Raw genomic sequence first — 25,093 nt, 5'->3', positions numbered from 1 at the left:
ATTTTCGGATGATTGAGCTGACTTAGCGCTCCAGACATATTATTTATGGGAGGGATAGTCTTCCGAAACGTCACGGATAAGTTCTGGCAATGAATTTAGCCAAGGGTCAGATAGGGACTGCGATCCCCTTCAAGATGGGCGATGCGGCGCTTGTGGGTCATTTTCCTGATCTTTCTTCGAGGGCGGTTAGTCGGGCTTCATGGTCACCGGTTTCGACGAGGCGGCGATGACTTTCGAGCAGACCCATAACTGCCCCAGCTTCGATCGGCGTGACTTCTCCAGCGGCCACGGCTGCAAGCAGAGCCGCCGAAGCACCCAATGCATCCTGCGCTGAGGCGATGGCCGGAAGATCGAACGCGATCGGCGAGTCTTTCCGTGCTGGTGCAATTCGATCCAGGCACAGACGCAGAGCAACTATATCGCCGCCCTTCGCCAGTTCGATCGCTTTCCGGGTCAAGACCTCCGCCTCTCCCTCCATCAGTTCTTCAATCGCCAAGGTGACCTTGTGGCGCGCGCCCTTGGGCTTTCCGGCAGGATTTCCACTCTGGCCAGGCGTGAACCTACCCTGATTTCCGCCTGAATTTTCAGGTCTCTTAGTCATCTTTCCGTCCCTCATTCGCTATCGCGGCCAACATGGCCGCGATCCACCTATCCACTTCGGCCTGTTCCTCAGGCGTCAGCACTGGACGCGGACCCGGACCAATCGCGTTTCTCAAAAACTCCATTGTGGCTTGCCGCCTCTTTTCAGCATCATCGTCGCCAGACTGCTGCTCCAACTTATTCAACCGTGTTCCGATATTCATGATTTACCCTCCAATTCCCACACCGGCACCAAACCCCTGATCCACCCACGGGAACAGCGGCCAATTTCTCCATTGCGATATGCAAAAGTTGCTATCCCCACCTCGACCGTCAGCAGCTTCCGACCTTCCAGCCTCCACGCTAGCCCGCCCACGATCGTTCCCGAAGCCCCCGAAGGATCAACGCCGAACAGGTCTTCAGCGGTCCAGCCAGTCGCCGCAGCCTGCTCGCCATATTCGTTGAAGATGAGCACGCAGTCCGCCACCAGATGATCCCAGCGCCGCCAGTGAAAACCGCCACGCGGCTTTTCCGGGTCGAGTGAGGCAATGCCTTCGCGCCATAAAAGTTGGCTGTTCTGATTACAGAAGGTTTCAGGTGACGCGGTTAGCTGCACCTGAATTCCCGTTGGTGCGTCGTTTTGTCGCGGCAATGACGACACACATTTTTCTAAAATTTGCCTACCTGGGTCACCCTCAAAACCTACGAAACTGGGTTCTGGGGGTTTTGTCGGTTCGTTGGGGTAGTGTGTTTCGGCAATTTTTGCCTTCAGCCGATCCATGTAGCTCATGACAGCCCCCTTGGGTTGATGCGGTAGATTTGGGTAGGGCGACCGCCCTTGGCCGTGGTCGGGACATCCTCCGACATGATCCAGCCGTGCTCCTCAAGGATGTCCAGCGCGTCGGCTACGCTGTTCCCGTCAGTTAGGCCCGACCAGTCTTTGTTTCTCACCGTGCGGGCGCTGAAGCCGTCCGTAAGGTCACCCTTGCGGATATGTCGAAGAATATCACGGGCACCGGTTGCGCCACTGTTGATCGCCGCCGAGTAGATGCGGTGGGCGTGTGATTCCAGAAACTCGCCCCATGCAAGAGCCGTCAAAACCGACAAATCCCCCACAGGGCCGATTTTGCCGCTCGCAAGATGATGGATCAGGGCCAGCGCGGGGATCAGCTTCCGATATTTCGCCAGATGGCTTTCGACCGCCGGGTGAAGATCGCCGCTCCGCAGGCGGGCCTCATGGGAAATGCGCCATTCCTGAAACATGCCAAGACCAGCAGCATCGAAACGGAGATAAGGATGCGTCTGGTCGAAGGCGTCGTACTGCGCGCCGACCTCATCGGCGGTGAGTGCATTCAGGCGATCGAAGGCCCGGAAAGCAGCACTCCGGGCAATCGGGTCCGGCTCACGATCCTGATCCGACCATGTTGGCGACACGTCTGGCCACACCATCATGCCGAACCTTTGGACCAGGCCGTCATCACCACCACCGCCATGAATGGCAGACTGGAGATAATCCCTCATACGGCCAGGCTGAGTTGAGCCGACCATGCCGATGGTGACGGACGGGACATATAGGTTCGTGCCCCGGATGATCCGGTCAAAGGTGTAATCGTCCGTGCCGTTCCAGCCCGTCAGATAGAAACCACGGGCCTCGCAATTATCCTCACGATCCAGGCTGCGGAGCAGCGACAGCAGCTCGTCGCGGTGGACGAGCAGCCCATTCGTGTTCTGAATCAGCAGTTCGCCTAGCGACTGATAGCTGGTGTCGTTGGCGATATACCGACGCAGGATAGGTTCTTCATCGGTCGGACAGCCGATATCCGATGTGTCGGCCATCGGGTTGCCCTTCAGGCGACGCTTCACCTCCGCCTTGTGCGCATCCTGCCGCATCTCGCGTTCCAGTTCTCCGGCGTCGAACTGTGTCTTCAGGCTTTGATATTCTCGCCGGGCTTCAGCCTGGATGCGGTTGATGGGCTTGAGCGCCTGTTGAACGGCGGGGGATTTCATCACGCCCGGACGACCGATTATGCAACCCCACAGGTTCGGCACTTCATACCAATCCGTGTTCGCCTGCGGGCGGATACCGACCTTGCGGCCGATAATAGATCCGGCAGCCACCATCGCAGGGACGGCGACAAATTCAGCCGGAGCCTGCATCCGGTTCGCAATGTCCGCCACCCAGGCGATCATCGGTTCCGGAAGCATACTGACGTCGAAGTCCTTCACCGGTAGCAGACCGGTCGGCAACGGCTTTGGCATAGGCCAGATATTGATTTCCTGCGCGTCATCGACACGCGCGTTAAAACTGGCGGCGTTCATATCTGCACCCCCTGTAATTCTGCATTGAAGTCTTTGAAGCCTTCCAGCGGTCGGATTATCCGGACGCGAAGGCCACGTTTGGCGAATGCGGTTGCCGCCTTTTCCGCGGCCTCCTCGCCAGCACTGTCCCCGTCAGCGCCGATAACGACCGACCGCGCCCCCTCCGGGAACTGCATCGCCGGCATCAAACTCGAACCAGCCGCCACCCAGACCGCGCGGCCCATCTCCTGCTGGAGCGTCAGGCCATCCTCCAGGCCCTCGCACACCACCAGATCGGCGGCACATGGAGCGAGGCGGATAGCGCCACCGGCAATGCGGCCGAGTGATAGCTTGGGTTTGGGCACCTTCGCCTTACCCTTGCCATCGGCGGCAAGATAAGTCCGCTGGATGCCGACGACCTTATGATCGACCGAAGCCACGCAGGCGACGAGACAAGGGTGGACCGCACCACCCTTGCCGTAGGGCAGTCGGGCAAACCGTATGCTGTCGGGGATTGGGAGATGAAGCCCTCGCGAGCGAAGATAGGTCTCTGCTGGCGTGCCCTGCGCCGGAACCGCGTCACCCCAAATATAGCGGGCTTCCTCGATGCGCTCCGGTTTCTCGTCCTGAGCGATCTGGGCGACATGAATAGCAGGAACATAACCACCGCCGAGCATATCCGCGGCCTCGCGCAGCGTGACCCCGTGTGAGCGCTGCACGTAGTCCAGAACATCGCCAGAGGCGCCGCATCCGAAGCAATAGAAGCGCTCGCCACCCGCGAAAATCGTGAAGGAAGGAGAGCGATCCGGATGAAACGGGCACTGGGCCTTAAACTCGTTGCCCGCTTTGATAAGCTTCAGCGATGCGCCGACAATGCCCGGAAGCGGATTATACCGCCGTATGGTGTCAAGATCGAAGCGGTGCGGCTTTAGAAGGGGGCGGGTCATATTGCGCCCCCTTCCTGCGTACGATCCTCGATCGGCCAGCCGTGGGCCTTATGGCGAGCTTCGGCGCACCCTTTTGCTTCGGCATAAGAGCGAAACTCCATGCTCGGCCAGGAGATCGAGCGCGGCTCGAAGGTCGTGACGTAACGACCCCCAAAGACGCACTCGGAAATGATGATCCGGTTAGGCATGGCGCACCTCGCCGAAAATCAGCGGCGCGATGATCGATGCGCGAGCGAAGGAAAGTCCGAAACGACTCGACAGGAATTGCTGCTGAGTCCTCTCGGTGTTATAAGCGATGGCGAAGCTTCCCGGCTCACCAGCGCTCTCGCCCTGACGGGCGGGGGCGTTTTTATGGGCCATGGGATTAGGCCGCGACCTGCGAAGTGGACTGAAAGCGGTTGTTGGCCTTCCAGGCTTCGATATCGGCGGGATCGTAAACGATCTTGCGGCCGACGCGGATGAACTTAGGACCGACGCCTTGGCAGCGCCAATTTGCAAGCGTCTTCGGCTCAGCGCCGATATACGCGGATGCCTGCTCGGGATCGAGAACTGGACGCATTGTGCTTCCTCATCACTGCCCGTGCCTCACAGCGAGCATCGGGGGTGACAAGGTATTTGCAGGGATTTCCAGCTAAGTCTTTGAACAATAAGTCAGATTAAGTCAGGTTTAGTCAGGATAAATCTGTTTGAATTTCGTGTGGAGGCGCTTTTGAACGCTGCCGTCAGACGTGCCTTTGATGCCCAAGCTTTTGCGCCGAGCGGCAATTTTTTCTGCGGCATCCCAAGGACTGGCGCCATCGCTGACGAGCGAATGCATCATTTCCAGGAATTTTGAATCATCAATCCCAGTTCCCTGTCTTCGTCCTCTTCCTGGCGATGGAATGTCCGATACCGCAGCTTTCTTCGTTAGCGGAGGGCTGGACACTTCTGTTCTGCCATCTGGAAAGGCATCCTGAAGCGCTGCGCGATCGATCATGATGTCATGGAACCAGATCGCTGGCGAGTTTTCTGCATGAAAGGCCGACCCGATATCTATCGTTCGCCGATGGCGATCTATGATCTGTGCACCCGACCAAAGTTCGCTTGGAATTGAGACGCGTTCCCCGGTTGGCGACCGCCTTCCCGTCGCATTGATTTTGCCTTCAATCTCCAAGGCGCTGATCAATAACTCGTAAGCGTCTTCAACCGTATCGGGCAATCTTTGGATAGACCCGCGTTCCGCAACAATGATCTTCAGTCGGATCAAAAGCGAGGAACCGACAACCTTTTCTGAGCCATCTCGGCTCTTTTCGTAGAGCCGGCGCATAAAAGCCAGTTCGCACATTGGATTTAGATCGCGCAGACAGACCCATGCGACCGCTTCCGGCCAATACCAGCGCGGGCGGTCCAATAGCGCAAGTAGCTCAGGATCCCCATGAGCTTGGCTCAGATCAGCAGTTATCTCGCTTTCACGACCCTCGTCCACTAAAGCCCTCCGCTGGCGATCCCGCATTTGAGAAAATGGCGCGGCGGGCTGGTGCGGAGCCAGCTTTTCGGCGGCCAAACCTAGCCGCGCCATCCGTTCACGCCCGCGCTGACGCGAGCGAGACAACATTCGTGTCGAGAGCGTCCCCATCGACGAGCGCTTTCAGGTGAGCACTCCATGCGTTCAGCGCCTTCGTTTTCTCAGGCAGATATTCATAGAGATTGTACACGGCTCGAATGCCGGAGGTTTCGCCGCCCTGATGATGATTGATGACGCGCTCGCCGACTTCAATCGGAAAGCCCAGCGCCTGAAGATTTGTCGTTCCGGTCCGCCGCAGATCGTGAAGCCGCCACGGCTCTAACTCCACCTCATGCCGATCCTCTCCCGCCGCGTCTGCCTGCTTGTCCGCAAGCTCCTGCAATATCGGCAGCATCGCCTTATCCAGCGCCAACTTCATGTCGCTGAAGTTTGAGACGGGTGTCTTGCCGGTGGAGGAGGGGAGGGCGAGACCACGCCGCTTCCAGCCGATCGCATCCAGCTCTGTGCGGGCTAATTCACTGAGTGGCACCAAGTGATCCTCATTATTCTTGGTGCGCTCGCCGGGCATATGCCACACGCCCTCATTGTGCTTCAGTTCAGACCACGGAACAGCCGCGACCTCGCTACGGCGTTGCAAGGTGATCATGAGCAGACGAACCAGAGCGCCGCGAGGGGCTTCCAGCTCATATGACGCCCGCCAACAGGCAATCAGCTCGTGTGGGGACAATATACGTTTGCGCCGCTTCACCGTGGGCGGAGTGGCCATCTTGGGTGCGCGTTCGATATCTTCTCGATCTTCAGCCCAGGAGAATAGCTTGCTCATCACGGCCCATACGTTTCGACGAAGGGCAGGGCGGCCGATAAGATGATCAAGTACCGCGTTGCAATCGGCGGCCGTGATTTCCGGTAGAGGCTTTTCCTTCAGATGAGGCGTGACATGCATTTCAAGCTGGCGCTTCGCCTGCTCCCATGACGTGCCCCATTCAGTCTCCAGATAGCCCTTCGTGAAGGTTTTGACATATGCAGAAAAGGCAAGAGTGACAGCAGCCCGATCGCGTTGCCGCTTATCCTCAATCGGATTGACGCCAACATCAACCAACTTGCCGAGACGTTTGGCTTCTTTCCGTGCCTCATCAGGCGTCCATTGGCCATACGCACCGATGGTCCAGCGCTGTGTTTTAGACCCACGCCCGCCCATCCGATACTGATAGACGAAATTCTTCTTCCCGGCCTTCGTGGCCTTCACACCGAAACCGCTCACCTCATCGTCCCACAGGAATGCATCGCCCTTGATGGCGGTGAGCGCATCGACGCTTCTGATCGTGACTTTACCCTTTGCCATGTCCCTATCCCAGCAATCACTCAGCAATCACCGTAGCGGGAATGAGGGGGAACAGCAAGGGAACAGAAGGAAAGGGATTGACGGCATTAAGCCGATATTTAAGGGAAAGGCCGCAGAATGCCGTTGGGGACCATAAAACTACGAATCTGAGGGTCGGGCGTTCGAATCGCTCCGAGTGCGCCAGGGTTTCCCCTTCAGTTGTAAAGCAATCGCGGATGGCGGCTTTGCCCGTCCGTGGCTGGGATTTTGCGCGGCTGGGGCTGGAGATGTCCTCCCCGCCAATATGTTCATATAGCCTGACCGGCTCCTCCTTTGGTCACTACGCAGTAATGCGATTCGTTTAAGGCTCTGAAATACTAATAATAACCGATCCGTATTGGTTGATTTCTGGGCATTGGCTCCAAGTGTGATTTATGAAATAAATCTCCTTGGGGGACATGTTTCATGACGATTTTCGCGAGAATCCGGAAATTATGCTTATGTATAACTAGGGATTTCGGTTTTGCGTGTCTCCTTATTCTGATTTGTGGCACTGGATTGGCAAGGGCTGGTACAGTTACCCATGACAAAATCTCCAAAACCCTTGAGGCTATTTCTATCGATGGGGAGATTTCGGCATCCGATGTTGAGAATTTCAAAGCTCTGTCGCTCAAATATAAAAATGCGGTGGTCATTCTTGATAGTCCGGGCGGGGCGCTGCTTCCCGCAATCGACATAGGCAGGATGATCAAGACTGCAGGTTATTCGACATTGGTGATCAGCGGCGCGCAATGCACATCATCCTGCGCTCTCATCTGGGTGGCTGGATTGCGAAGGATGATGTCGCCCAACGGACGGGTGGGCTTCCACGCAAGCTATTTAGACAATGATGGCCAACTCGAAGAAAGCGGCGTCGGTAACGCTCTGGTCGGCGGTTATCTCGCAAACCTCAATCTGTCGGAGACGGCCATTATTTTCGCGACAGCCGCTGGCCCCAACGAGCTTAACTGGCTTACCGCGGAGAACCGGGCGGCGGCGGAGATCAATTTCGAGGACTTCATTACCGCCGACGACCAGAAGCAAACAGGCGTGAAGGCGGCCGTTGCAGATCCGGTCGTTGCCAATGCGCCCAAGTCCAATGCCGCGGTCATTGATGCCCTCTCGCTGCAAGGCAAGAAATTATCCTCATATTCGCTTCCGGAGATGGAGACCTTATTGAAAGGCGCGATGCGCAATCCGGCCATAATCGAACCGTTGATCTCTGCGGCGAAGTTCGATGCGGCAGGCGCTGCCACCTTTCGCGCCCATCTGACGCAACTTTTTGCCAGCGACTTGCTGATCCATCGCCTGGCCAGCGAACTTTACGCTGCCCGCAATGCACTGGATGGGAAGGATTCCGGTAGTCTGGCGAAAGCGATCGGCCAGCAAGCCGTTCAGAATCTGACATTGCAAGGCATCCGGCGCCTTGATGACAAAGACCTCGTAATGTTCATCCATTATATGGCGATCATCCCTACGGTTGCGACGCCTGCGCAGTGCAAGGTGATATTTTCCACTGACAATCTGGACCCAACGACCGAATTTCGTGTCGTCGCCGCTTCGCAGTCCATGGATTTCGGCGCTTATCTGGCTCTGATCCGTAAGGCTATTTTTGCTGAGCTGGCCGGTACGCCGTATGTGGCCACCGTTACAGCGCAACAAAAGACGCTCTCCGAAAAGGCGTTCCAGGATGCGTTGTTTGAAGCTCTGTCCTCCTATCCTCCCGCCGATATCGACCGTATCAGTTCGGCTTACGACAATCTGGATGCTGCGCCCGACGCGGACGCCTGCGACGGCTATCGTCTCATGTTCAAGACGATGTATGAGATGGAGGGCATGCCGGGCACATGGTTCCGGCGGTCATTCGTAAGCGAGCTGGCGGAGGAGAAGTGAGCGTCTCTCCCCATTTGAACGGACAGTCGGATCGATCTCATCATTACGCCTTATTGGCGTTAACCTGAGCGAGAGAGAAGATCGCCTATAAACGCGCCATCGATCGCGATCGAAAGGGATGTCTTATGCGCTCTATGCTCTGGGTTATGACGCTGGCGCTCGCCACGCCCGCCTTCGGCCAGACCGGTGGCGGGAAGCCGCCTACGCCTGCGGAAAAGGCCGCCATCAAGGAAAAGGCGGAGGCTGACGCGAAATATAAGTGCCTGATGTTTCCGTCGACCTGCAAGCCGAAGAAGGACGGCAAGAAGAAGTAGGGCGGCGGCACTCCAGGCCGGTGTCTGACTGAGCCTGGGCGGCACTGGGTTCCCGCATGACATCGCCCTAATTGCAGGGGCAGATCCAAGGCCCCTTGGAACAGGAATGCTGCGCCGCGTATTGTGGAGGGGCCGCCTTCGCCTTGCCCGATTAAGCGCAGCGCGGTGTGATATCCTGTCCGAAGCCGGGAGGCATGCCGTGGCGAACCCCGAATTGATTCCAGCGCAGCAACTCGCCGCAAAGGCCAGAACGCCTTTTCCGGGGGAGAGCGACGCCTACAGGCAGGCGCGGCAAGCCCTGCTGGCTGAGGAGATCGAATTTCGCCGCCATATGACCCGGCTGGTCGAACAGCGGCGCGCGCTGCCGCCCGGACCCGCCATAACCAGGGACTATCGGTTCAAGGACGAAAACGGGTTCGAGGTGGGGCTGGCGGACCTGTTCGGGAACAAGGATACGCTCGTCACCTATTTCTGGATGTACGGGCCGCAGCGGGAGCGTCCCTGCCCGATGTGCACCAACTGGCTTGGCGCGGTGAACGGCAATGCGGCCGACATAAAGCAGCGGGTGGCGCTGAAGATATTGGGGCGAAGCCCTGTCGACCGGCAGTTCCTGTTCGCGCAGGAGCGCGGCTGGCGCGACCTGAATTTCATTCAGACGGTCGGGGACGATTATGCCCGCGACCTTGGCCTTATCAATGACGATGGCAGCGAGAATCCGGCGTTGATGGTGTTCCAACGCGATGGCGATGCAGTGCGGTTGTTCTGGGCAAGCGAGATGACGGGCGAGATGGCCGATCCCGGTCAGGACCCGCGCGACGCGCCGGACATTGCTGCACTCTGGTCGATACTGGACCTGACGCCTGGCGGACGGCCTGCGGACTGGTATCCCAGGCTTAATTACTGAACTGGGCGAGGCGGTTTGAGGCGACTGATCCGGGTAATGCGGTGGGCGATATGGATGGCCGTCGCCGCGGCATTGGCCCTGACGGCTTATGCCTTGCTGAAGGGGCGGCCGCAGGATCTGCCCTGGACGCCGCTCGATCTCGCCCAGCCTGTCGGCCAGTTCACCGGGCGCAAACTCGCCGGACTGACCGCCCATCCCCGGACATGCCAGGACCTGCTTGCCAAGGCGGGCGTGCCCTTCGTGGCCATGAAGCCCGGCGGAGAAGGGCAGTGCGCCTATGCCGACGCGATACGTCCGCGGACCGCCGAGGGCGCGATTGCCCTGGACCCCGTCGACGTCGCGCCATCCTGCCCGGTGGTTGCCGCCCTGAAGCTGTGGGAATGGCATGTCGTGCAACCGGCCGCGCAACGCCTGTTCGGACAGCCGGTCGTCCGCATCACCCATTTCGGCAGCTATAGCTGCCGCCGGATGTACGGGCGATCGTCCGGCGACTTCAGCGAACATGCCACGGCGGACGCCATCGACATATCCGGTTTTATCCTGGCCGATGGCCGCAGGATTAGCGTGGTCGGGGATTGGGCGGGCGACGATCCCGGCGGCCTGTTTCTTCGCGATGTGCGGGATGGCGCGTGCCGCCTGTTCTCCACGGTTCTGTCGCCGGATTATAATGCCGCGCACAGGGATCATTTGCATCTTGATCAGGCGGAGCGGGGAGAGATGGGCTGGCGAGCCTGCCGCTAGAGGACGGGACGCGGACGCGGAAAGGTGCAGCTATATAACCGGGCCAATATAATCGGGCCGATATAACCGGGACCGTCCTCCAGCGTCACTTTGCGACCCGCGCCAGTCGAACGATCCCGGACTGACTTGCGTCAGCATTGTCATTGACGGCGCGTAGATGGCGAAACCGTGAAACAAATTCAACTAATAAAAACAGATAAATTACAGTAATTTATAATAATAACTCTCAATAACATCGCCTATATTTGTTTATAATTTCGCGATGTTGTTGAGGGATATTTTATGTCGCCGGATAATCGGCGGCTTTATGATCCTAACTCCATTCATCGGCGATTAAGGGGAGGGGTTAGCCAAAGAAAATGCGCCGATACGGATCAATTGTCTGGCAGATCAACATAGACCTGATCATCGGATACATGGACCGGATAGATGGTGATCGGCTTTTTGGTGAGGTTGCCGCTTGGGCTGCCGTCGCGCAGGTCGAACCGGACGCCATGCAGGGGGCAGAACACATAATGTCCCTTCACCTTACCTCCTTCGAGCAAGGCGTAGGCGTGGCTGCACATATTTTCAGTGGCGAACAGACCGGCTGCAGAACGGCAGAGCAGGACTGAGCGGCCCGCTATGGCAAAGGCCTTGCTGCCGGTCTCGGGCAGGTCCGAAAGAGGGGTTACCAGATGTGCGGTCATCGGTGGTTCGTCCCCATGATGGAAGGTCTGTTCACGGCAATCTCTCCTGTTTTTGACAAGGAGTCCTCCTAGCGTTCCCGAAAATAAAAACAATCGTGCATGTTTTATATATGGACTGTGGTCGCCTTTGGGATAGGGTGCGCGAAGGCCCAAAGGCTGCGATGCGAACAGTCCCGGCGCGCCATGCGACCGGACGGAAAAAAGGAGATCAGGATGGGACGAGTGGCAGGCAAGGTAGCCCTTGTGACGGGCGGAGGCTCCGGGTTGGGCGCAGCCGATTGCGTCGCCTTGGCCAGGGAGGGCGCGAAGGTCGTCGTCACTGACGTCAAGGTGGAGACGGCGCAGAAGGTCGCCGACCAGATCGGCAATGGTGCCATCGCGCTTGCTCTGGATGTCGCCTCCGAACAGGCGTGGATCGACACCATGAAGATCATCGACGAGAAATTCGGCCGTCTGGATATTCTGGTCAACAATGCCGGGGTGGTGTTGAACGCGGACGTCGAAGATACGACGCTGGAACAATATCGCTGGGTCAATGCGATCATGAGCGACGGCGTGTTTCTGGGCTGCAAATACGCCATTCCGCTGATGAATAAGAATGACGGCGGTTCCATCATCAACATGTCGTCGACCGGCGCCCTGCTGGGCTATCCGATCTTCTTCGCTTATTCCGCGGCCAAGGGCGCTGTGCGGTCGATGACCAAATCGGTCGCGGTCATGTGCCAGGAGAAAGGATATAAGATCCGCTGCAACTCCGTGCATCCCGGATCGATTGAAACGCCGATGGTCCAATTGGCCGAGGGACGGCCGGGCAAACCCAATGTGATCCCATCGGGCGTGCTGAAACCGGGCACCGCCGGTGCGCCGGAAGATGTGGCGGCGATGATCCTGTTCCTCGCCTCCGATGAATCGCGCTTCATCACCGGGGCAGAAATGGTGGTCGACAATGGAGTGACGATCCGGCCGTTCTGATGGCGTCCGGCGCGGGCGTCCCCGCGCATTCCTGTCCTACATGCTCTTGGCCATGATAGGTCCTCACGGTTTGCCGGTCGTGGGGAGTATGTGAAAATGTTGGATATCGGAACGGCGTTTTCGCTTCGCCCCCGCCTGGCCACCGGACGCTCTATCTCGCGAAAGCATGGCCTTCCATTGGGCAAAGTTGCGGGTGCAATGGCAACCCGCAACTTCCGCAACTTAGGTCAAATATCCCTTATATTTCAATGAGGGCGTGTTCGGGGCTTCTGCCTGTATTCTGTCCTGCCATCGGAGCGGCAGCACCGCCGTCCGGCCCCGAAGAAAGGGTGGGCGCGGGCACCCCTGGCCCCACTTCGCCACATGGTTTGTAACCCCGCCCAACGGCAAAAAAAAGGCTGCCGGGATGTCTCGCGGCAGCCTTTTGTCCGATCGCGGGGATGCCCTATTTCGCTTCGGTCATCCACTTGTCGAGATGGACGTGGAAGTGGCGCAGGCGCGCTTCCTGCTCGCCCCACAAAGGACCACGGAAACCGCGCGAACGGGCGCCGGCCTGCACGATGGGCAGCAGGTCGCTGTCCTGGTCCAGCACCTCGCCCATGCCCGGCGGCTCGCCAAGGCTGGTATGGACGACGTCGGGCCGGGTTTCACCCGTCAGGTCGACTTCATCACCCAGCCCCATCCAGAGCGGCGCGCCATAACCCGGCACATCGATATGCCGGTACATGATCGTCGTTTCATAGGTGAACTGGTTGGGATCGTCCGCATGGGGCTTGAACCGGTGCAGAAACACCGCTTCGGGGTGGCAGCCAATCTGCGCGTTGGGAAACACGCCGAATATCGTCGCGTCCGTCAACTGCGCGTCGCTGAACTTGTCATAATCAAGGCCCAGCTTCGCCGCGCGGTCGCGCTTCGCCATCGCGATCGCCGACCGGCTTTCATAGGCGGTTCCCTGGAAGGTCTTTGCGTCCAGCCCGGCATCCTCAAGCATCACCGCAATCCCCGGATTAATGCCCTGCTGATCGGGGAAGTGGGAGTTGGGCTGGCCGAAGGGGACGAACTGGCGGCTCATGCCATTGTCGAACAGGTCGATATGGGTGCGGTCATCCAGCATGCCCATCGTCTGCGGATGGATCGCGTGGAGGTGGTAGCTTTCGTAGAACGCATCGATGCCGCCTTTCCAGTTCGCCGCCCAGTCGGACCGGCGATGCTGCACGACATGCATCTTGTCGATTTCATAGGTCTCGATCATCGGCAGGATCGTGCCGAGATATTCGCTGAGCGGCGGCACGTCGTCGGTCATGGAGATGAAAACCAGACCGGCTTCCTCCTCCACCCGGACCGACGAAAGGTCGATATCGTGGCAGAGCACTTCCGGGCGGAAGGTTTCGGGGTCTGTCACGGCCAGATTGCTGCCGTCGAGCGCGAACTTCCAGCTATGGAACGGGCAGGAGAAGCTGCCCTGCGATCCGACATCGCCCATGACGAGCTGGCTGCCGCGATGGGGGCAGACATTATAGTGGGCGGCAAGCTGCCCATCATCCTTCCGCACGATGATGAAGGATTCGACGCCGATGTCGAAGCGCATCCAGTCCCCGGCCTCCCGGACATCACTGGAAGGACCGGCGAGCAGCCAGGTCTTGGTGAAAACCTTCTCCCATTCCGCTTCGGCGAAACCGGGGTCGACATAGCGGGCGGGATCGGGACGGGCAGATCCGTTGTCGATATAAGGGGCCGGCTCATCGAACGGATGCTTGCTGTCCTTGTGAACAGCCCAGCTTCGCGGATCATAGTTCATGCGTCGTTCCCCTGCTTCATCCGCTTGTCCAACTCGACATGGAAATGCCGCAGGCGCGCCTCCTGCTCGCTCCAGAGCGGACCGCGGAAACCGCGCGACCGCGCGCCGGCCTGCACGATAGGCAGCAAGTCGCTGTCTTGATCCAGCACCTCGCCCAGGCCCGGAGGCTCGCCAAGGCCGGTATGCACGATTTCCGGCCGGGTGGCCCCGGTCATGTCGATGTCGTCGCCAAGTCCCATCCACGCGGGCGCGCAATAACCGGGCGCATCGATATGCCGGTAAAGGATACAGGTGTCGTAGGTGAACTGGTTGGGATCGGTCGCATGCGGGATGAACCGGTGCAGGAACACAGCCTCTGGATGACATCCGATCTGGGCGTTGGGGAACAGGCCGTAGACTGTGGAGTCGCTGAGCTGTGTGTCGCTGAATTTCTCGTAACCCAGGCCGAATTGTTCGGACCGCTTGCGCTTGGCCTGTTGGACGGCGGCGCGTGTCTCATGGGCCGTGCCGTTATAGCTTGCCGGATCGATGCCCGCATCCTGCAGCATCATGGCGATGCCGGGATTGACGCTTTCCTGATCCTCGAAACGCCGGCTCGGTTGGGCGAACGGCACAAACTGCCGGCTAAGACCGCCGGGGTAGAGGTCGATCTGCGTGCGATCGTCCATCAGGCACTGGGTCTGGGGATGCACGGCGTGAAGGTGGTAGATTTCCGCGAAGGCGTCGACGCCGCCTTTCCAGTTCGCGCCCCAGTCGGACTTGCGGTGCTGCACCACATGCATCTTGTCGATGTCGTACAGTTCGAGATGGGGAAGAATGGGCGCCAGCCACTGTTTCAGCGGCTCAATATGCGGGTCCATCGAGATGAACACCAGACCCGCGGCGACCTCGCAACGGACGGAGGTCATATTATGGTCATGGCACAGCACTTCGGGCCGGAAAGTTTCCGGGTCCGTGACGGCAAGGTTCTCACCCTCCAGGCTGAACTGCCAGCTATGGAAAGGGCAGGTGAACTGGCCGATGCAGCCGGTATCAGACAGGATAAGCTGGCTGCCGCGATGGGGGCAGACATTGTAATGGGCATGGATCTGGCCATCGTCGCCGTGGACGATGATGAAGCTCTCCGGGCCGATGTCGAACTTGGCGAAGTCGCCCGGCTCGCGCACGTCGGATACGGGACAGGCAACCAGCCAGCTACGCGCGAACACCTTCTCCCACTCGGCGGCGGCAAAGGCCTTGTCATGATATCGCGCCCCGGTGGGGCGGGCAGTGCCATTGTCGATGACAGGCGCGCGATCGTTGAACGGGTGCGGCGTGCCGATGTGGATATCCCACAGGTTGAAGTCGAACTTCATCTCCAGCTCTCCTGATGCTCATCCTTCGGATGAAAAATTCCGTCTTTGCGCGGATCGACACCAATAAAAAAACATGCATGATTGTTTTGCAAGCAGATTCGCACGATCCGCCGTGGACAGCGCGAAAAACAGGTCTGCAGGAGAGGATCAGGCAATGAGTCAGCTATTCGGACCGGTTTTCCAGATCGCTTATGTGGTCGAGGACGTGGAGTCGGCGATCGACCATATGGTGAAGACGATGGGGGTTGGCCCCTTCTTCATGTTCCCTGTGCCGTTGCAGGCGGAGTGGCTGGAGGTGCGCGGCGAACGGGTCGCGCCGGATTATGATTTTCTGGGAGCGGCCGCTCTGTCCTACAGCGGCGACACGATGATCGAGATCATCCAGCCCGGTAAAGACCCGTCCACTTACCGCGAGTTTTTGGATTCCGGGAGGAAGGGCGTGCATCATCTGGGCACTGTCGCCAGCGACTATGATGCGCAGATGGCGGCAGCGCGAGCGGCAGGAATCGGCGTTGCCGCAGAAGGCGTGCTGCCGATTTCGCGCTTTTCCTACCTCGATACCGATGTGCTGTTCCCCGGTACGATGGTCGAACTGATCGAGATGACCCCGGCGATGAAAGAGCTGTTCGACGGCATCAAGGAAACGGCGCGCAACTGGGACGGCAAGGATCCGGTGCGGTGGATGTGAGAGGCGTGATTTTGAACGCGAAATCTCTCAAGCCGTTTGGGCTGAACCTATCGAAGTCTTGCACTCTCTTTCGGTAAAGAGCGGCGGCTCTCTTTGACCGCCTGCAAGTCAGGTGTTCATGATAGGCTTCGATAAGCCCAGGGTGAACGAAACATGGCGTAATTCCTGAACCCCACTCTCACTAAACAAGTGAGGGTGGGGCGCTCTTTACGGCCTCCCTTTGCGGAGGTCATCGGAACGGGTGCGCAGATACTGCCGGATATTTTCCCGGTCCTCCGCGCTCAATTCCTCGAACCGGGGCATGCCGTTGGGCACCAGTGCGCCGTCCTGTACGATCGACGTGATCGCTTCCGGTGAGACGATCGCACCCGACGTGCGCAGATCCGGCGCTGTACCGCCCGCGATCGCTCCGCCGCCATGGCAGACGGCGCAGCGGACGTTGAAGATATCCTCACCCGCTTTTGCCGCCGCAGCATTGGGCTTGAAATCGGGGTCGTCGACCGCCTGTGGTTTGTAGGGGACCTTCGCCGGGAGCGTTGCCTTCCCATCCAGCACGAAGGTCAGGACGCGACGGGACTGTGCACGGTAATCGATGCCGAATTGCTGGAGCAGCGGGCCGAATAGTCCAGCGCTGGTCCCCATGCCGGCGATGACCGTCACATACTGCTTGCCATCGACTGAATAGGTGATCGGCGGCGCAACCACAGGCGCTTTCGCGTCGAAGCTCCACAATGTGCCGCCCGTTTTTGCGTCATAGGCTGTGAAGCTGGAATCGGGATGGCCCTGGAACACAAGGCCGCCTCCCGTGGCCATCACACCGCCGTTGAAATGGCCCGGCGTAGGCAGGCGCCATGCCTCTTTTTGCGTTACCGGATCCCATGCGACCAGATAGCTCAGCACCTTCGCGCCCGGCGAAGGCTGCACATTGGCATTCACGCCATAATCCAGCGCCATGCCCGGCTTCCGCTTCCAATTCTCCCGCGTGATGCCGGTATCGTCATAAGTGACCTGAAGGTCGATGGCCGGAATATAGACCAAGCCATGCTTCGGGCTGAAGGCCATCGGCGTCCAGCTATGCGCTCCGGCCGGGCTGGGTTTGAAGGTTACCGGGCCGTCCTCATAGCGGACATTCGGCTCCTCAACCGGGCGGCCGGTCTTAAGGTCGATGCTTTTCGCCCAGGTCGTCGTGACGAACGGCTTTGCGGAGATCAGCTTTCCGTTCGTGCGGTCAATAACGTAGAAAAAGCCGTTCTTCGGTGCAGTCATTAGCACCTTGCGCTGCTTGCCGTCGATGGACAGGTCCGCCAATTGCATGTCCATGGCTGCGTTATAGTCCCAGCTCTCGCCAGGATTGATCTGGTAATGCCACTTATACGCCCCGGTCTTGGCGTTCACCGCGACGATAGAGCAAAGGAACAGATTGTCGCCCTTGCCCTCGCTCCTGATCTTGCGGTTCCAAGGCGACCCGTTGCCAGTGCCGAGATAGATGGTGTCGCTTTCCTTGTCGTAGGTGATTGCGTTCCAGACCGTGCCGCCACCGCCATATTTCCACCAATCGCCCGACCAGGTCTTGGCCGCCATCTCCATGGCCTTGTTTTCGAAACCGTCGGCCGGATTACCGGGAACAGTATAGAAACGCCATTTCTGCTGACCCGTTTCCGCATCATAGGCGGTGGCATAGCCCCGGATGGCGGCTTCATCCGCGCCGCCATTGCCAATGATGACCATGCCGTCAAAGGCGCGAGGCGGTCCACTGATGAAGCGTAGATCATCCTTGCCCATCGTCATCGTCGACCATACGGGTTTGCCTGTCTTGGCATCGATGGCGATCAGGCGGCCGTCCTGCGTGCCGATATAGACCTTGCCATTCCAATAGGCGATGCCACGGCTGCCCCAACCCTGACGCAGCTTGTGCCCGGCGGCTTCAGGCGCCTTAGGATCGTAGGACCATAATAGTTTGCCTGTGCGCACGTCGAGTGCATGGGCAACGCTATATCCCGAAGCGAAATAGATAACGCCATCAATCTCGATCGGTCCCGTCGCCGGATTCCTGGCAGGAAGATCGAAGGACCAGGCAAGGCCGAGCCGTTTCACCGTGTCTGCATTGACCTGATCCAACGGACTATAATGTTGCTCTCCATAGGTTCGTCCGAAAGCTGGCCAGTCCCTTCCGTCGCTGCCGTCCGCCAATTGCGCGAGCCATCCCGCCGGGCCGGTATCGGTCGCCTCCATCTTGTTTTCCGGCGCTGGACCGGATGTGCAGCCGGCAAGCGACAGCGCCACGATTGAAACAGCCGTGAGCGCGGCACGGCGGGAAAGGAGAAGCATCAGTCAGACATCCAGCAACAGAGCAATATTATCGGGCGGCGTTGATGTAGCGATCCAGCTCCGCGTGGAAGTGGCCGATGCGCTGTTCCTGTTCGGAGAGGATCGACCCCCGGAACCCCAGGCTTTCAATGCCGCGCTGGACTTCGGCGAACAGGCTGCTGTCCTGATCGAATACTTCGCCAAGGCCGCCTTCCCGCCAGTCAATATACTGAACCTCGGCAGGTTCCTTTCCGCTGATGTCCCAGCCTTCGGGCAAGCCCATATAGGCAGGCGGCAGGATTTCGGGATTTTCCTGCGGGTGCATCATCACGATCACATCGAACACAAACTTGCGCGGGTCGGTGGCGTGCGGGCGGAAGTAGAGCATGCTTACACCCTCAGGATGGATGCCCACCTGAATGTTCGGGAAGATGTCATAGTTCCAATCGTCCGTAAGCTGGTTGTCCAGGAAACCGGAATAGTCGAGGCCGAGACGGTCCGCCCGTTCGCGCTTGGCGGCCTGAACGGCGGGGCGCACTGTATCCTTGGGTCCTTCGAAACTATCGGGATCGATACCCACCTCCTTCATGGTGGCGCGCAGTCCGGGATTAAGGCCGTCGACATCCATGCGTGGGCTTTCATAGGCGAACTTCGTCACCATACGGCTCATCCCATTGGGATAGAGGTCCACCTGCGCATGATAGTCGTTGAATACCGGCAGGATTTGCGGGTGGATGGCGTGGACGTGATACGCTTCGTTGAAGCCATCTACCGCGACCTTCCAATTGGATTCCCATACCGCCCGTACACGGCGCATGATCCGCATGTCCTTAAGGCGATAGGGCACTGCATGGGCGGGGAGGGGGCCGAGATGCTCGGTGAGCGGCTTGGCGTCCTTATCCATGTTAATGAATACGAAACCTTCCCAGCTTTCGCAGCGGACTTCCGTCAGGTCCATGTCGCGGCACAGTGCTTCGGGGCGGAAGGTTTCTCGGTCGGTCACATGATCGATCTTGCCGTCCAGGTCGAAACGCCAATTGTGGAACGGGCAGGTGAAACCGCCGGGGCGCGACCCGCCCTCGTCCGACACGAGCCGGTTCCCGCGATGCGGGCAGACGTTGAAATAGGCGCGGATACGATCATCGTCATCACGAGTAATGATGAAGCTTTCGCGGCCAAGCTCGAACACGACATAATCGCCGGCATCGGGAATATCCTCCTCGCGTGCAGCCCAGTTCCACACCCTGGCCCAGAGATGGGTCCGCTCCTTCTCCATATAGTCGAGGCTGTAATATCTCTCGGGAGAAATGGGAGACGTGCCATTATCGACGTAAGGAGCCTTGGCTTCAAAGCTATCCTCTGGAGCATCTGGATTTATAATCCACGTATTTCTGCAATCTCGGTCAAGTATATCTGACATAATTACTCTCCAGAAGTGAAATAATATTACAAAAAGAATCACATTTGTTGGAATTTATATTTGTGATATCATGCAATTGGGGCTCGTTTTTCGATTCCATAATTAATGACAGGAGAATGGATATGCCGAATGTAGACGTTCCGCCTCAAAATGGTGCTGACCCGCTGGGCTTCGTGCTGGGGCAATACGCCCCGGAAATCGGGTCGGCCGCGGGCAATTTCGTCCGCTCCGTATATCAGTCGCTTCGCTTGCCGCTCCGTGTTGCAGAGGCGGCCCGATATCGTACGGCGCAGATCAACGGATGCCTGGTTTGTCAGGATTTTCGCGCTGGCGACCATCTCGACGGTTATCTGGAGTCGATTGGCGGTGACACGGCGTCCTCGCTGGTCGCGCGCGGCGGACAGAAGCCGGATGAAGCCTTTTACCAGGCGGTGAGCGACTGGAAAAATTCCAGCCTGTTCAATACGCAGGAGCGGCTGGCGATGGATTATTCCGAGCGCCTCGCGGAGAATCCCCGCGATCTGTCTTACGATGCCGATTTCTGGAGCGAAATGCGTGAGGCGTTCAGCGATTCCGAGATCACCGAACTGACCCTGGCCATCGGTTGTTGGATGGCGATGGGCCGCTTCACCCATGCGCTTGGTCTGGATTCGGTCTGCATGACTGACATGCTGCAGCCCGCAGCGTAAGTTGGAGGCGGCGGGGAAGGGGGGCCCCGCCGCCACACCTGCCTGCCCGTCGGCAGGCGGCGTCACCGCTTGTTGCCGAACTTCGCCCCGATCTCCACGCCATAGAAGCGGGGCGGGCCGAACTGGGTGTTGAGCCACAGACCGGCGACATTCTGGGATGCGATCCGGTAGCGCTTGTCGCTGAGGTTACGTCCGATCAGACGGATATAATATTTGTCCTCAGCTTCCGAGAGTGTGATCGAGGCGTTGAGCAGCGTCCGCGCGTTCAGATAAGTGTTACCGAAGGGCGTATCGATCGCCTGCGTGGACAGGTTGCGGCCGGTATAGGCGGCATTGCCGTTCGCCACGATCTTCCAGTCTGAGCCGATAGGAACCTCGTAGGTCGCATCAGCCGTCCACTGCCACTTGGGCGCGCGGTCCAAAGGCGCGGTCGACAGATCATATCCCGAACCCGGCGCGTCATAATCGCCATATTTGGCGTCCTGATAGCCAAGCACGCCGCGAAGCGTGAAGCCCTGGAAAAGGATAGCCGACGCTTCCGCCTCAACGCCGTTGACCGTCGCGCTCGCGGCGTTCTGGAACTGAGTGAACTGGTTCGACTGACCATTCACGACGATGGGCACGTTGATGTTCTTCTGAAGATCCTTGTACTTCACATGGAAGCCAGTGACGTTCAGGCGGACCCGGCGGTTCAGGAACTCGCTCTTGAAACCGGCTTCATAGCTGTCGGCCACTTCTGGCCGGGTCGCCGCCGCAGCGATGCGGAAAGCGTTGAGGTCGGTCCCGAACAGGGCGAAGTTGCCAGTCTGGTCGTTGAAGCCGCCCCCCTTGTAGCCGCGCGACACCGTTGCATAGACGAACAGGGTCGGCGTCGCCTGCCAGCCGAGGCTGCCGCGGTAGGTAAGCTTACGGTCATGCGCTTCGACGCTGACGACATTGTCCGGGAAGTTGAACACGCTCATGTCCAACGGATCTTCGATGGTGATCGGACGAACCGGCGTGCCGAGATCGGGGACGAAGGTCTGCTGCCGGCCCCACCAGGTCTTGTCGTCCCAGCTATAACGGGCGCCTGCGGTTAGCTTCAGTTCCTCGGTGAACTTGAACGTGCCTTCCGCAAACAGCGCCTTGGACGTCGCATGCTGCGCGTTGCAGAGCGTGTAGGGTGTTGTATTCCACGGGCCGTAGGGGGTGGTACCACCTGTCAGGTCGAGGAAGCCAAGGAGCTGGGCAACGCAGAATTCGGTCTTGTCCTTCTGATAGAAGCCGCCTGCGACAACGTCGAACGCGCCGCCAAAGTCGGACGCAAAGCGAATTTCCTGCTGATAGGTCTTGCGATTGTCGTCACGATTGGCGTCGAAGAACGACAGCGGCTCGCCATCGGGCGCGATAGCCACCGCACCAGCATAGCTGTTGGGCAGACGTGACCGCTGGAAACGATAGCCCGAAACGGATGTCAGAGTGCCGAAGCCAAGGTCAAAATCGACGTTCAGATAGACGCCATCGACATTGATCCGCTGGCCGAGCGGCATGCTGATGAATCCGGCGTAGCGATTGGTCGTCGCCGCATTCTTCAACGGATCATTGCTGTTGGGGTTGGGAACGATCGTGCCAAGGATCGACGTCAGGAAAGAATTAGCGCCGCCCGGCCCCTCAAAAAGGCCGTTCTCGTTAACCGAAGGAACGGCGTCCGACTTGTCGCGGATCCATTCATATTGGAGCAGAGCGCTGATCTTGTCGGTCGGTTCGAACAGCAGCTTGGCGCGGGCCTGCCACACATCCTTGCCGCCAAGGCGGCGGTTGTCGAGACAGCCCTGAACGCCTTCGAATTTGCTGGGGGCAAATCCGGTAACCGGGCCATAGCAGGCGCCGTTGCGGTAATAGCCGTCGCTTTTTTCATAACCGCCGACAAGGCGGAGGGCCAGTACGTCCTCGATCAGGGGGACGTTCATGGCGGCCTGAGTGCGCTTTGTGCCGTAGCTGCCATATTGCGCGCGCGCTTCGACGCCGATCACGTTCATTTCCGGGCGCTTCGTGCGCACAGTGACGGCGCCACCGGTGGTGTTCTTGCCAAACAGAGTGCCTTGCGGGCCGCGAAGGACTTCGACCTGTGAGATGTCGAAAGTGTCAAGCAACTGTGTCTGGACCGACGGCACCACGAAGTCGTCCACGAGCACCGCGACCGGCGGCTCGAAATAGACGATGATGGTGTTCTGGCCGACGCCGCGCATCGCAAAGGACGCCGCGTTGAAGTTGGCAATGGTTGCTGCGGAGAAGTTGGGAACAAAAGCCGCCAGTTCACCGATGTCACGGGGACTTGCCTGCTCGATGAGGCTGGAATCGATCGCGCTGACGGCGATCGGCGTGTCCTGCAGATTGCTGGCGCGGCGGGTTGCCGTGACCACAATGTCCTGAAGGCCGACGCTTTCCTGTGGATCGGCCTGTGGCGACGTCTGATCCGCGGCGGTCTGCGCTGATACGGGAGCTACTGCCATGCTTACCGCGAGTGCGCCGCAAGCTACGCCAATCAATTGGGGTCTTCTGATCATTCCTAGTCTCCTCTCCTGCGTCGAAGTTTCAGTGACCTCGTTCTCCAGATGCCGCGATCCTAATTCGCCGAATATAAAATGCAATCATGCATGAATGTTTTTTTTAGAGACTGGCGAAAATGCCACAGAGTTTGATTTTGCAATGCAGCAAAAGCGATTTCTGCTTGCTTATGGACTTGAAAAAGCATTCATGATTGTTTTTAATAAGCCAAAGGGAAAAATCCCTGACATCAGGATGAGGAGCGCCTGTGGCCTACAGCTTTCTTTCTCGATTCCGCGTGAAGTCTGAGCAGGAGGAGGAATTTGTCCGCCTTGCAAAGCAGATGGAGTCCCTCGTGGACAGGGAGCCGGGCACTTTGCAATTCCAGTTTTTCCGCCTGGGCGAACCGGGCATGTTCGCCGTGTTTGAATCCTTCGTCGATGAGGCCGCCGACAAGGCGCATATGGAAACCGAGCATGGCAAGCCGCTGATCGAAAAGATGATTGGCTGCATGGCTGGCGGTTATGAGCGCGAACTTCTGTTCGATCTTGTGCCGGATGGCGGAGTTCCTGCGTAATGAGCGGCAAGAGCTTTATCGCCCAGCTCAGGACCAAGCCTGAAAAGCGGCAGGAGCTGATCGATCTGCAGAAAGAGTTGCGCGGTCTAGTGCATGCGCAGGAGCCGGACGCGCTCGTCTACGAACTTTTCCAGTCCGACGACGACGCTGACCTGTTCCAGATCGTCGCCACTTTCCGCGACGATGCCGCCTTTGAACATCACATGCATATCGATTTTCACGACCGGCTCGTGCCGCCAATCGTCGAATGCCTGGCCGAGGAGATGAAGATCATTTTCTACCGCTCGCTGACATAAAAGAGGAGAGACATAGTGGCCGTGACGGACGAGGATATTGAGGACCTGATTGCGCGGCGAGACATATATGATGTCCTCACCCGCTATTCCCGCGCGCTGGATCGCGCCGATGTGGAACTGATGAAGACGGTCTATTGGCCGGATGGCATCGACAATCACGGCGTGTTCAACGGCAATGCAGCGGAGTTTGCCGAATTTATCGTTCGCGAGATCCAGAATTGGTTCGAGGTGACGATGCACGGTCTGATGAACGTGCATATGGAAGTTGCTGGCGACTTCGCCTCCACGGAAACCTATCTGTTCGCCTATCACAAGGTCCGGCAGGACAAGGCGCATGAGATTTTCGGATCGCGCTACATGGCGATGTTCGATGGCAAGGGCCTCGATCCCAATCACCATCATTTCTATTTCGGCGGCCGTTATCTTGACAGGTTCGAGCGGCGCAATGGTGAATGGCGTATCCTGAAGCGCCAAGTAGTGATGGACTGGAATGACAATCGTCCGTCCGGCGAAATCCTTGATCAGGGTATGTTCGCTACGCTGGAGCCGCGCGGAGAAAGAGGGCAGGGCGATCTCGTCTTTGCTAATGTGCCATGAGCCGGCGCGCGGAACTGGAGAATCTGGTGGCGCGGCGGGATGTTTATGCCGTGCTGACCCGCTATTGCCGGGCGCTGGATCGGGCCGATGTAGAGTTGATGCGCACCGTTTATTGGCCTGACGGGGTCGATATTCACGGCATTTATAGCGGCAATGCCGCAGAATTTGTCGAATTCATCATCAGCGAAATTACCCAATATTTCGAAATGGGCACCCATTGCCTGCTTAATGTCGACATCAAGGTTGATGGCGATGTCGCATGTTCGGAAAGCTATCTCTACTCCGCCTGCCGGGTTCGGGAAAACATGACCGAGGCCATGTTTGGATCGCGCTATTTCCAGATGCGTGGCGGGCGCGGCCTTGACGCCGGTAATGAGCAGTTTGTGATGGCGGGACGTTATCTGGACCGGCTTGAGCGCCGGAACGGGGAATGGCGGATCGCAAAGCGCCAGGTGGTGATGGATTGGAACGATAGCAATCCATCCAATCAAATCCTGGATGAAGGCTTGTTCAAGACCATGCGGCCCAAGGGGGAGTGGGGGCATGGCGACCCAGTTTACGGCAATATTCTGCCGGAGTCCGTTGAGATCGTCGCCGCATGAAATATGGCATTAAAATGAACATCAATTTTCCTATTGA

Annotated in this window: 26 protein-coding genes; 11 read left to right on the top strand and 15 right to left on the bottom strand. The window is 58.5% G+C overall.

Going from position 1 to position 25,093, the window contains the following annotated elements; translation table 11 throughout:
* Nucleotides 1-157: 157 nt before the first annotated feature.
* From BHQ40_RS03815 to BHQ40_RS03770, 9 genes are all read right to left on the bottom strand, one after another.
* Nucleotides 158-601: a DUF5681 domain-containing protein gene (locus BHQ40_RS03815; protein WP_070152571.1), complete on the bottom strand. Its 444-nt coding sequence runs from the start codon at nt 599-601 to the stop codon at nt 158-160.
* Nucleotides 594-803 carry a hypothetical protein gene (locus BHQ40_RS03810; protein WP_070152568.1) on the bottom strand — a complete coding sequence of 70 codons (210 nt, stop codon included), beginning with the start codon at nt 801-803 and terminating at the stop codon, nt 594-596. The genes BHQ40_RS03815 and BHQ40_RS03810 overlap by 8 nt, the downstream gene beginning before the upstream one ends.
* Nucleotides 800-1,369, bottom strand: coding sequence for a hypothetical protein (locus BHQ40_RS03805; RefSeq protein WP_139139172.1), 570 nt, complete (start codon nt 1,367-1,369; stop codon nt 800-802). Before BHQ40_RS03805 ends, BHQ40_RS03810 begins: the two co-directional genes overlap by 4 nt.
* On the bottom strand, nt 1,366-2,898 hold the full coding sequence (locus tag BHQ40_RS03800; RefSeq protein ID WP_083276679.1) for a DUF3987 domain-containing protein: 1,533 nt from the start codon (nt 2,896-2,898) through the stop codon (nt 1,366-1,368). Before BHQ40_RS03800 ends, BHQ40_RS03805 begins: the two co-directional genes overlap by 4 nt.
* Nucleotides 2,895-3,824 carry a DUF7146 domain-containing protein gene (locus tag BHQ40_RS03795; protein ID WP_070152562.1) on the bottom strand — a complete coding sequence of 310 codons (930 nt, stop codon included), beginning with the start codon at nt 3,822-3,824 and terminating at the stop codon, nt 2,895-2,897. The genes BHQ40_RS03800 and BHQ40_RS03795 overlap by 4 nt, the downstream gene beginning before the upstream one ends.
* Nucleotides 3,825-4,004: 180 nt before the next feature.
* The gene (locus BHQ40_RS03785) at nt 4,005-4,184 is read right to left on the bottom strand and encodes a hypothetical protein (protein WP_070152556.1); all 180 of its coding nucleotides are present in this window, start codon (nt 4,182-4,184) and stop codon (nt 4,005-4,007) included.
* 4 nt (nt 4,185-4,188) lie between these two features.
* Complete coding sequence (locus tag BHQ40_RS03780; RefSeq protein ID WP_070152553.1) at nt 4,189-4,383, bottom strand: helix-turn-helix domain-containing protein; 195 nt, start codon at nt 4,381-4,383, stop codon at nt 4,189-4,191.
* Nucleotides 4,384-4,491: 108 nt separating this feature from the next.
* Entirely contained in the window at nt 4,492-5,382 is an 891-nt protein-coding gene (locus BHQ40_RS03775) for a hypothetical protein (protein ID WP_139139171.1), read from the bottom strand.
* Nucleotides 5,383-5,386: 4 nt separating this feature from the next.
* Nucleotides 5,387-6,670 carry a tyrosine-type recombinase/integrase gene (locus BHQ40_RS03770; RefSeq protein ID WP_070152546.1) on the bottom strand — a complete coding sequence of 428 codons (1,284 nt, stop codon included), beginning with the start codon at nt 6,668-6,670 and terminating at the stop codon, nt 5,387-5,389.
* A 537-nt stretch (nt 6,671-7,207) separates the two neighbouring features.
* On the opposite strand from BHQ40_RS03770, the gene BHQ40_RS03765 reads away from it, so the two are divergent.
* From BHQ40_RS03765 to BHQ40_RS03750, 4 genes are all read left to right on the top strand, one after another.
* Entirely contained in the window at nt 7,208-8,581 is a 1,374-nt protein-coding gene (locus BHQ40_RS03765) for a COG3904 family protein (protein ID WP_070152543.1), read from the top strand.
* A 125-nt stretch (nt 8,582-8,706) separates the two neighbouring features.
* Nucleotides 8,707-8,895 carry a hypothetical protein gene (locus BHQ40_RS03760; protein ID WP_139139169.1) on the top strand — a complete coding sequence of 63 codons (189 nt, stop codon included), beginning with the start codon at nt 8,707-8,709 and terminating at the stop codon, nt 8,893-8,895.
* A gap of 199 nt (nt 8,896-9,094) precedes the next feature.
* Entirely contained in the window at nt 9,095-9,799 is a 705-nt protein-coding gene (locus tag BHQ40_RS03755) for a DUF899 family protein (RefSeq protein WP_070152537.1), read from the top strand.
* A gap of 54 nt (nt 9,800-9,853) precedes the next feature.
* Nucleotides 9,854-10,540: an extensin-like domain-containing protein gene (locus BHQ40_RS03750; RefSeq protein WP_253183247.1), complete on the top strand. Its 687-nt coding sequence runs from the start codon at nt 9,854-9,856 to the stop codon at nt 10,538-10,540.
* Nucleotides 10,541-10,914: 374 nt separating this feature from the next.
* Here BHQ40_RS03750 and BHQ40_RS03745 read toward each other — a convergent pair whose 3' ends face one another.
* On the bottom strand, nt 10,915-11,229 hold the full coding sequence (locus BHQ40_RS03745; protein WP_070152531.1) for a Rieske (2Fe-2S) protein: 315 nt from the start codon (nt 11,227-11,229) through the stop codon (nt 10,915-10,917).
* A 213-nt stretch (nt 11,230-11,442) separates the two neighbouring features.
* Between BHQ40_RS03745 and BHQ40_RS03740 the strand changes: the two genes are divergently transcribed.
* Nucleotides 11,443-12,201 (top strand): SDR family oxidoreductase, encoded by a 759-nt coding sequence (locus BHQ40_RS03740; protein WP_070152528.1) that lies wholly within the window; start codon nt 11,443-11,445, stop codon nt 12,199-12,201.
* A gap of 445 nt (nt 12,202-12,646) precedes the next feature.
* Here BHQ40_RS03740 and BHQ40_RS03735 read toward each other — a convergent pair whose 3' ends face one another.
* Nucleotides 12,647-13,999 carry an aromatic ring-hydroxylating oxygenase subunit alpha gene (locus BHQ40_RS03735; protein WP_070152525.1) on the bottom strand — a complete coding sequence of 451 codons (1,353 nt, stop codon included), beginning with the start codon at nt 13,997-13,999 and terminating at the stop codon, nt 12,647-12,649.
* A complete protein-coding gene (locus BHQ40_RS03730; protein ID WP_070152522.1) occupies nt 13,996-15,354 on the bottom strand; it encodes an aromatic ring-hydroxylating oxygenase subunit alpha in 1,359 nt (452 codons plus the stop codon). The genes BHQ40_RS03735 and BHQ40_RS03730 overlap by 4 nt, the downstream gene beginning before the upstream one ends.
* 154 nt (nt 15,355-15,508) lie before the next feature.
* On the opposite strand from BHQ40_RS03730, the gene BHQ40_RS03725 reads away from it, so the two are divergent.
* Nucleotides 15,509-16,042: a VOC family protein gene (locus BHQ40_RS03725; RefSeq protein WP_070152519.1), complete on the top strand. Its 534-nt coding sequence runs from the start codon at nt 15,509-15,511 to the stop codon at nt 16,040-16,042.
* A gap of 207 nt (nt 16,043-16,249) precedes the next feature.
* Here the strand turns inward: BHQ40_RS03725 and BHQ40_RS03720 are convergent, their stop codons facing one another.
* Both BHQ40_RS03720 and BHQ40_RS03715 read right to left on the bottom strand, forming a co-directional pair.
* Complete coding sequence (locus tag BHQ40_RS03720) at nt 16,250-18,370, bottom strand: PQQ-dependent dehydrogenase, methanol/ethanol family (RefSeq protein ID WP_070152516.1); 2,121 nt, start codon at nt 18,368-18,370, stop codon at nt 16,250-16,252.
* 28 nt (nt 18,371-18,398) lie between these two features.
* Complete coding sequence (locus tag BHQ40_RS03715; RefSeq protein ID WP_171905746.1) at nt 18,399-19,625, bottom strand: aromatic ring-hydroxylating dioxygenase subunit alpha; 1,227 nt, start codon at nt 19,623-19,625, stop codon at nt 18,399-18,401.
* A 266-nt stretch (nt 19,626-19,891) separates the two neighbouring features.
* On the opposite strand from BHQ40_RS03715, the gene BHQ40_RS03710 reads away from it, so the two are divergent.
* On the top strand, nt 19,892-20,458 hold the full coding sequence (locus BHQ40_RS03710) for a carboxymuconolactone decarboxylase family protein (protein ID WP_070152508.1): 567 nt from the start codon (nt 19,892-19,894) through the stop codon (nt 20,456-20,458).
* Between the two features lie 62 nt (nt 20,459-20,520).
* Here BHQ40_RS03710 and BHQ40_RS03705 read toward each other — a convergent pair whose 3' ends face one another.
* Nucleotides 20,521-23,004, bottom strand: coding sequence for a TonB-dependent receptor (locus BHQ40_RS03705; RefSeq protein WP_070152504.1), 2,484 nt, complete (start codon nt 23,002-23,004; stop codon nt 20,521-20,523).
* Between the two features lie 248 nt (nt 23,005-23,252).
* Here BHQ40_RS03705 and BHQ40_RS03700 point away from each other — a divergent pair, with 248 nt between their 5' ends.
* From BHQ40_RS03700 to BHQ40_RS03685, 4 genes are read left to right on the top strand one after another with little or no spacing between them, the layout of a single operon-like run.
* A complete protein-coding gene (locus BHQ40_RS03700; RefSeq protein ID WP_070152502.1) occupies nt 23,253-23,561 on the top strand; it encodes a putative quinol monooxygenase in 309 nt (102 codons plus the stop codon).
* Entirely contained in the window at nt 23,561-23,857 is a 297-nt protein-coding gene (locus tag BHQ40_RS03695) for a putative quinol monooxygenase (protein WP_070152499.1), read from the top strand. The genes BHQ40_RS03700 and BHQ40_RS03695 overlap by 1 nt, the downstream gene beginning before the upstream one ends.
* A gap of 15 nt (nt 23,858-23,872) precedes the next feature.
* The gene (locus tag BHQ40_RS03690) at nt 23,873-24,454 is read left to right on the top strand and encodes a nuclear transport factor 2 family protein (RefSeq protein ID WP_070152496.1); all 582 of its coding nucleotides are present in this window, start codon (nt 23,873-23,875) and stop codon (nt 24,452-24,454) included.
* Nucleotides 24,451-25,056 (top strand): nuclear transport factor 2 family protein, encoded by a 606-nt coding sequence (locus BHQ40_RS03685; protein ID WP_070152493.1) that lies wholly within the window; start codon nt 24,451-24,453, stop codon nt 25,054-25,056. The genes BHQ40_RS03690 and BHQ40_RS03685 overlap by 4 nt, the downstream gene beginning before the upstream one ends.
* Nucleotides 25,057-25,093 lie beyond the last annotated feature (37 nt).

It is taken from the genome of Sphingobium phenoxybenzoativorans (genome assembly GCF_001757355.1).
Classification (GTDB): Bacteria; Pseudomonadota; Alphaproteobacteria; order Sphingomonadales; family Sphingomonadaceae; genus Sphingobium; species Sphingobium phenoxybenzoativorans.
The sequence above is the reverse complement of the archived record's forward strand: the minus strand, read 5'-3'. Positions and strand labels throughout refer to the sequence as shown.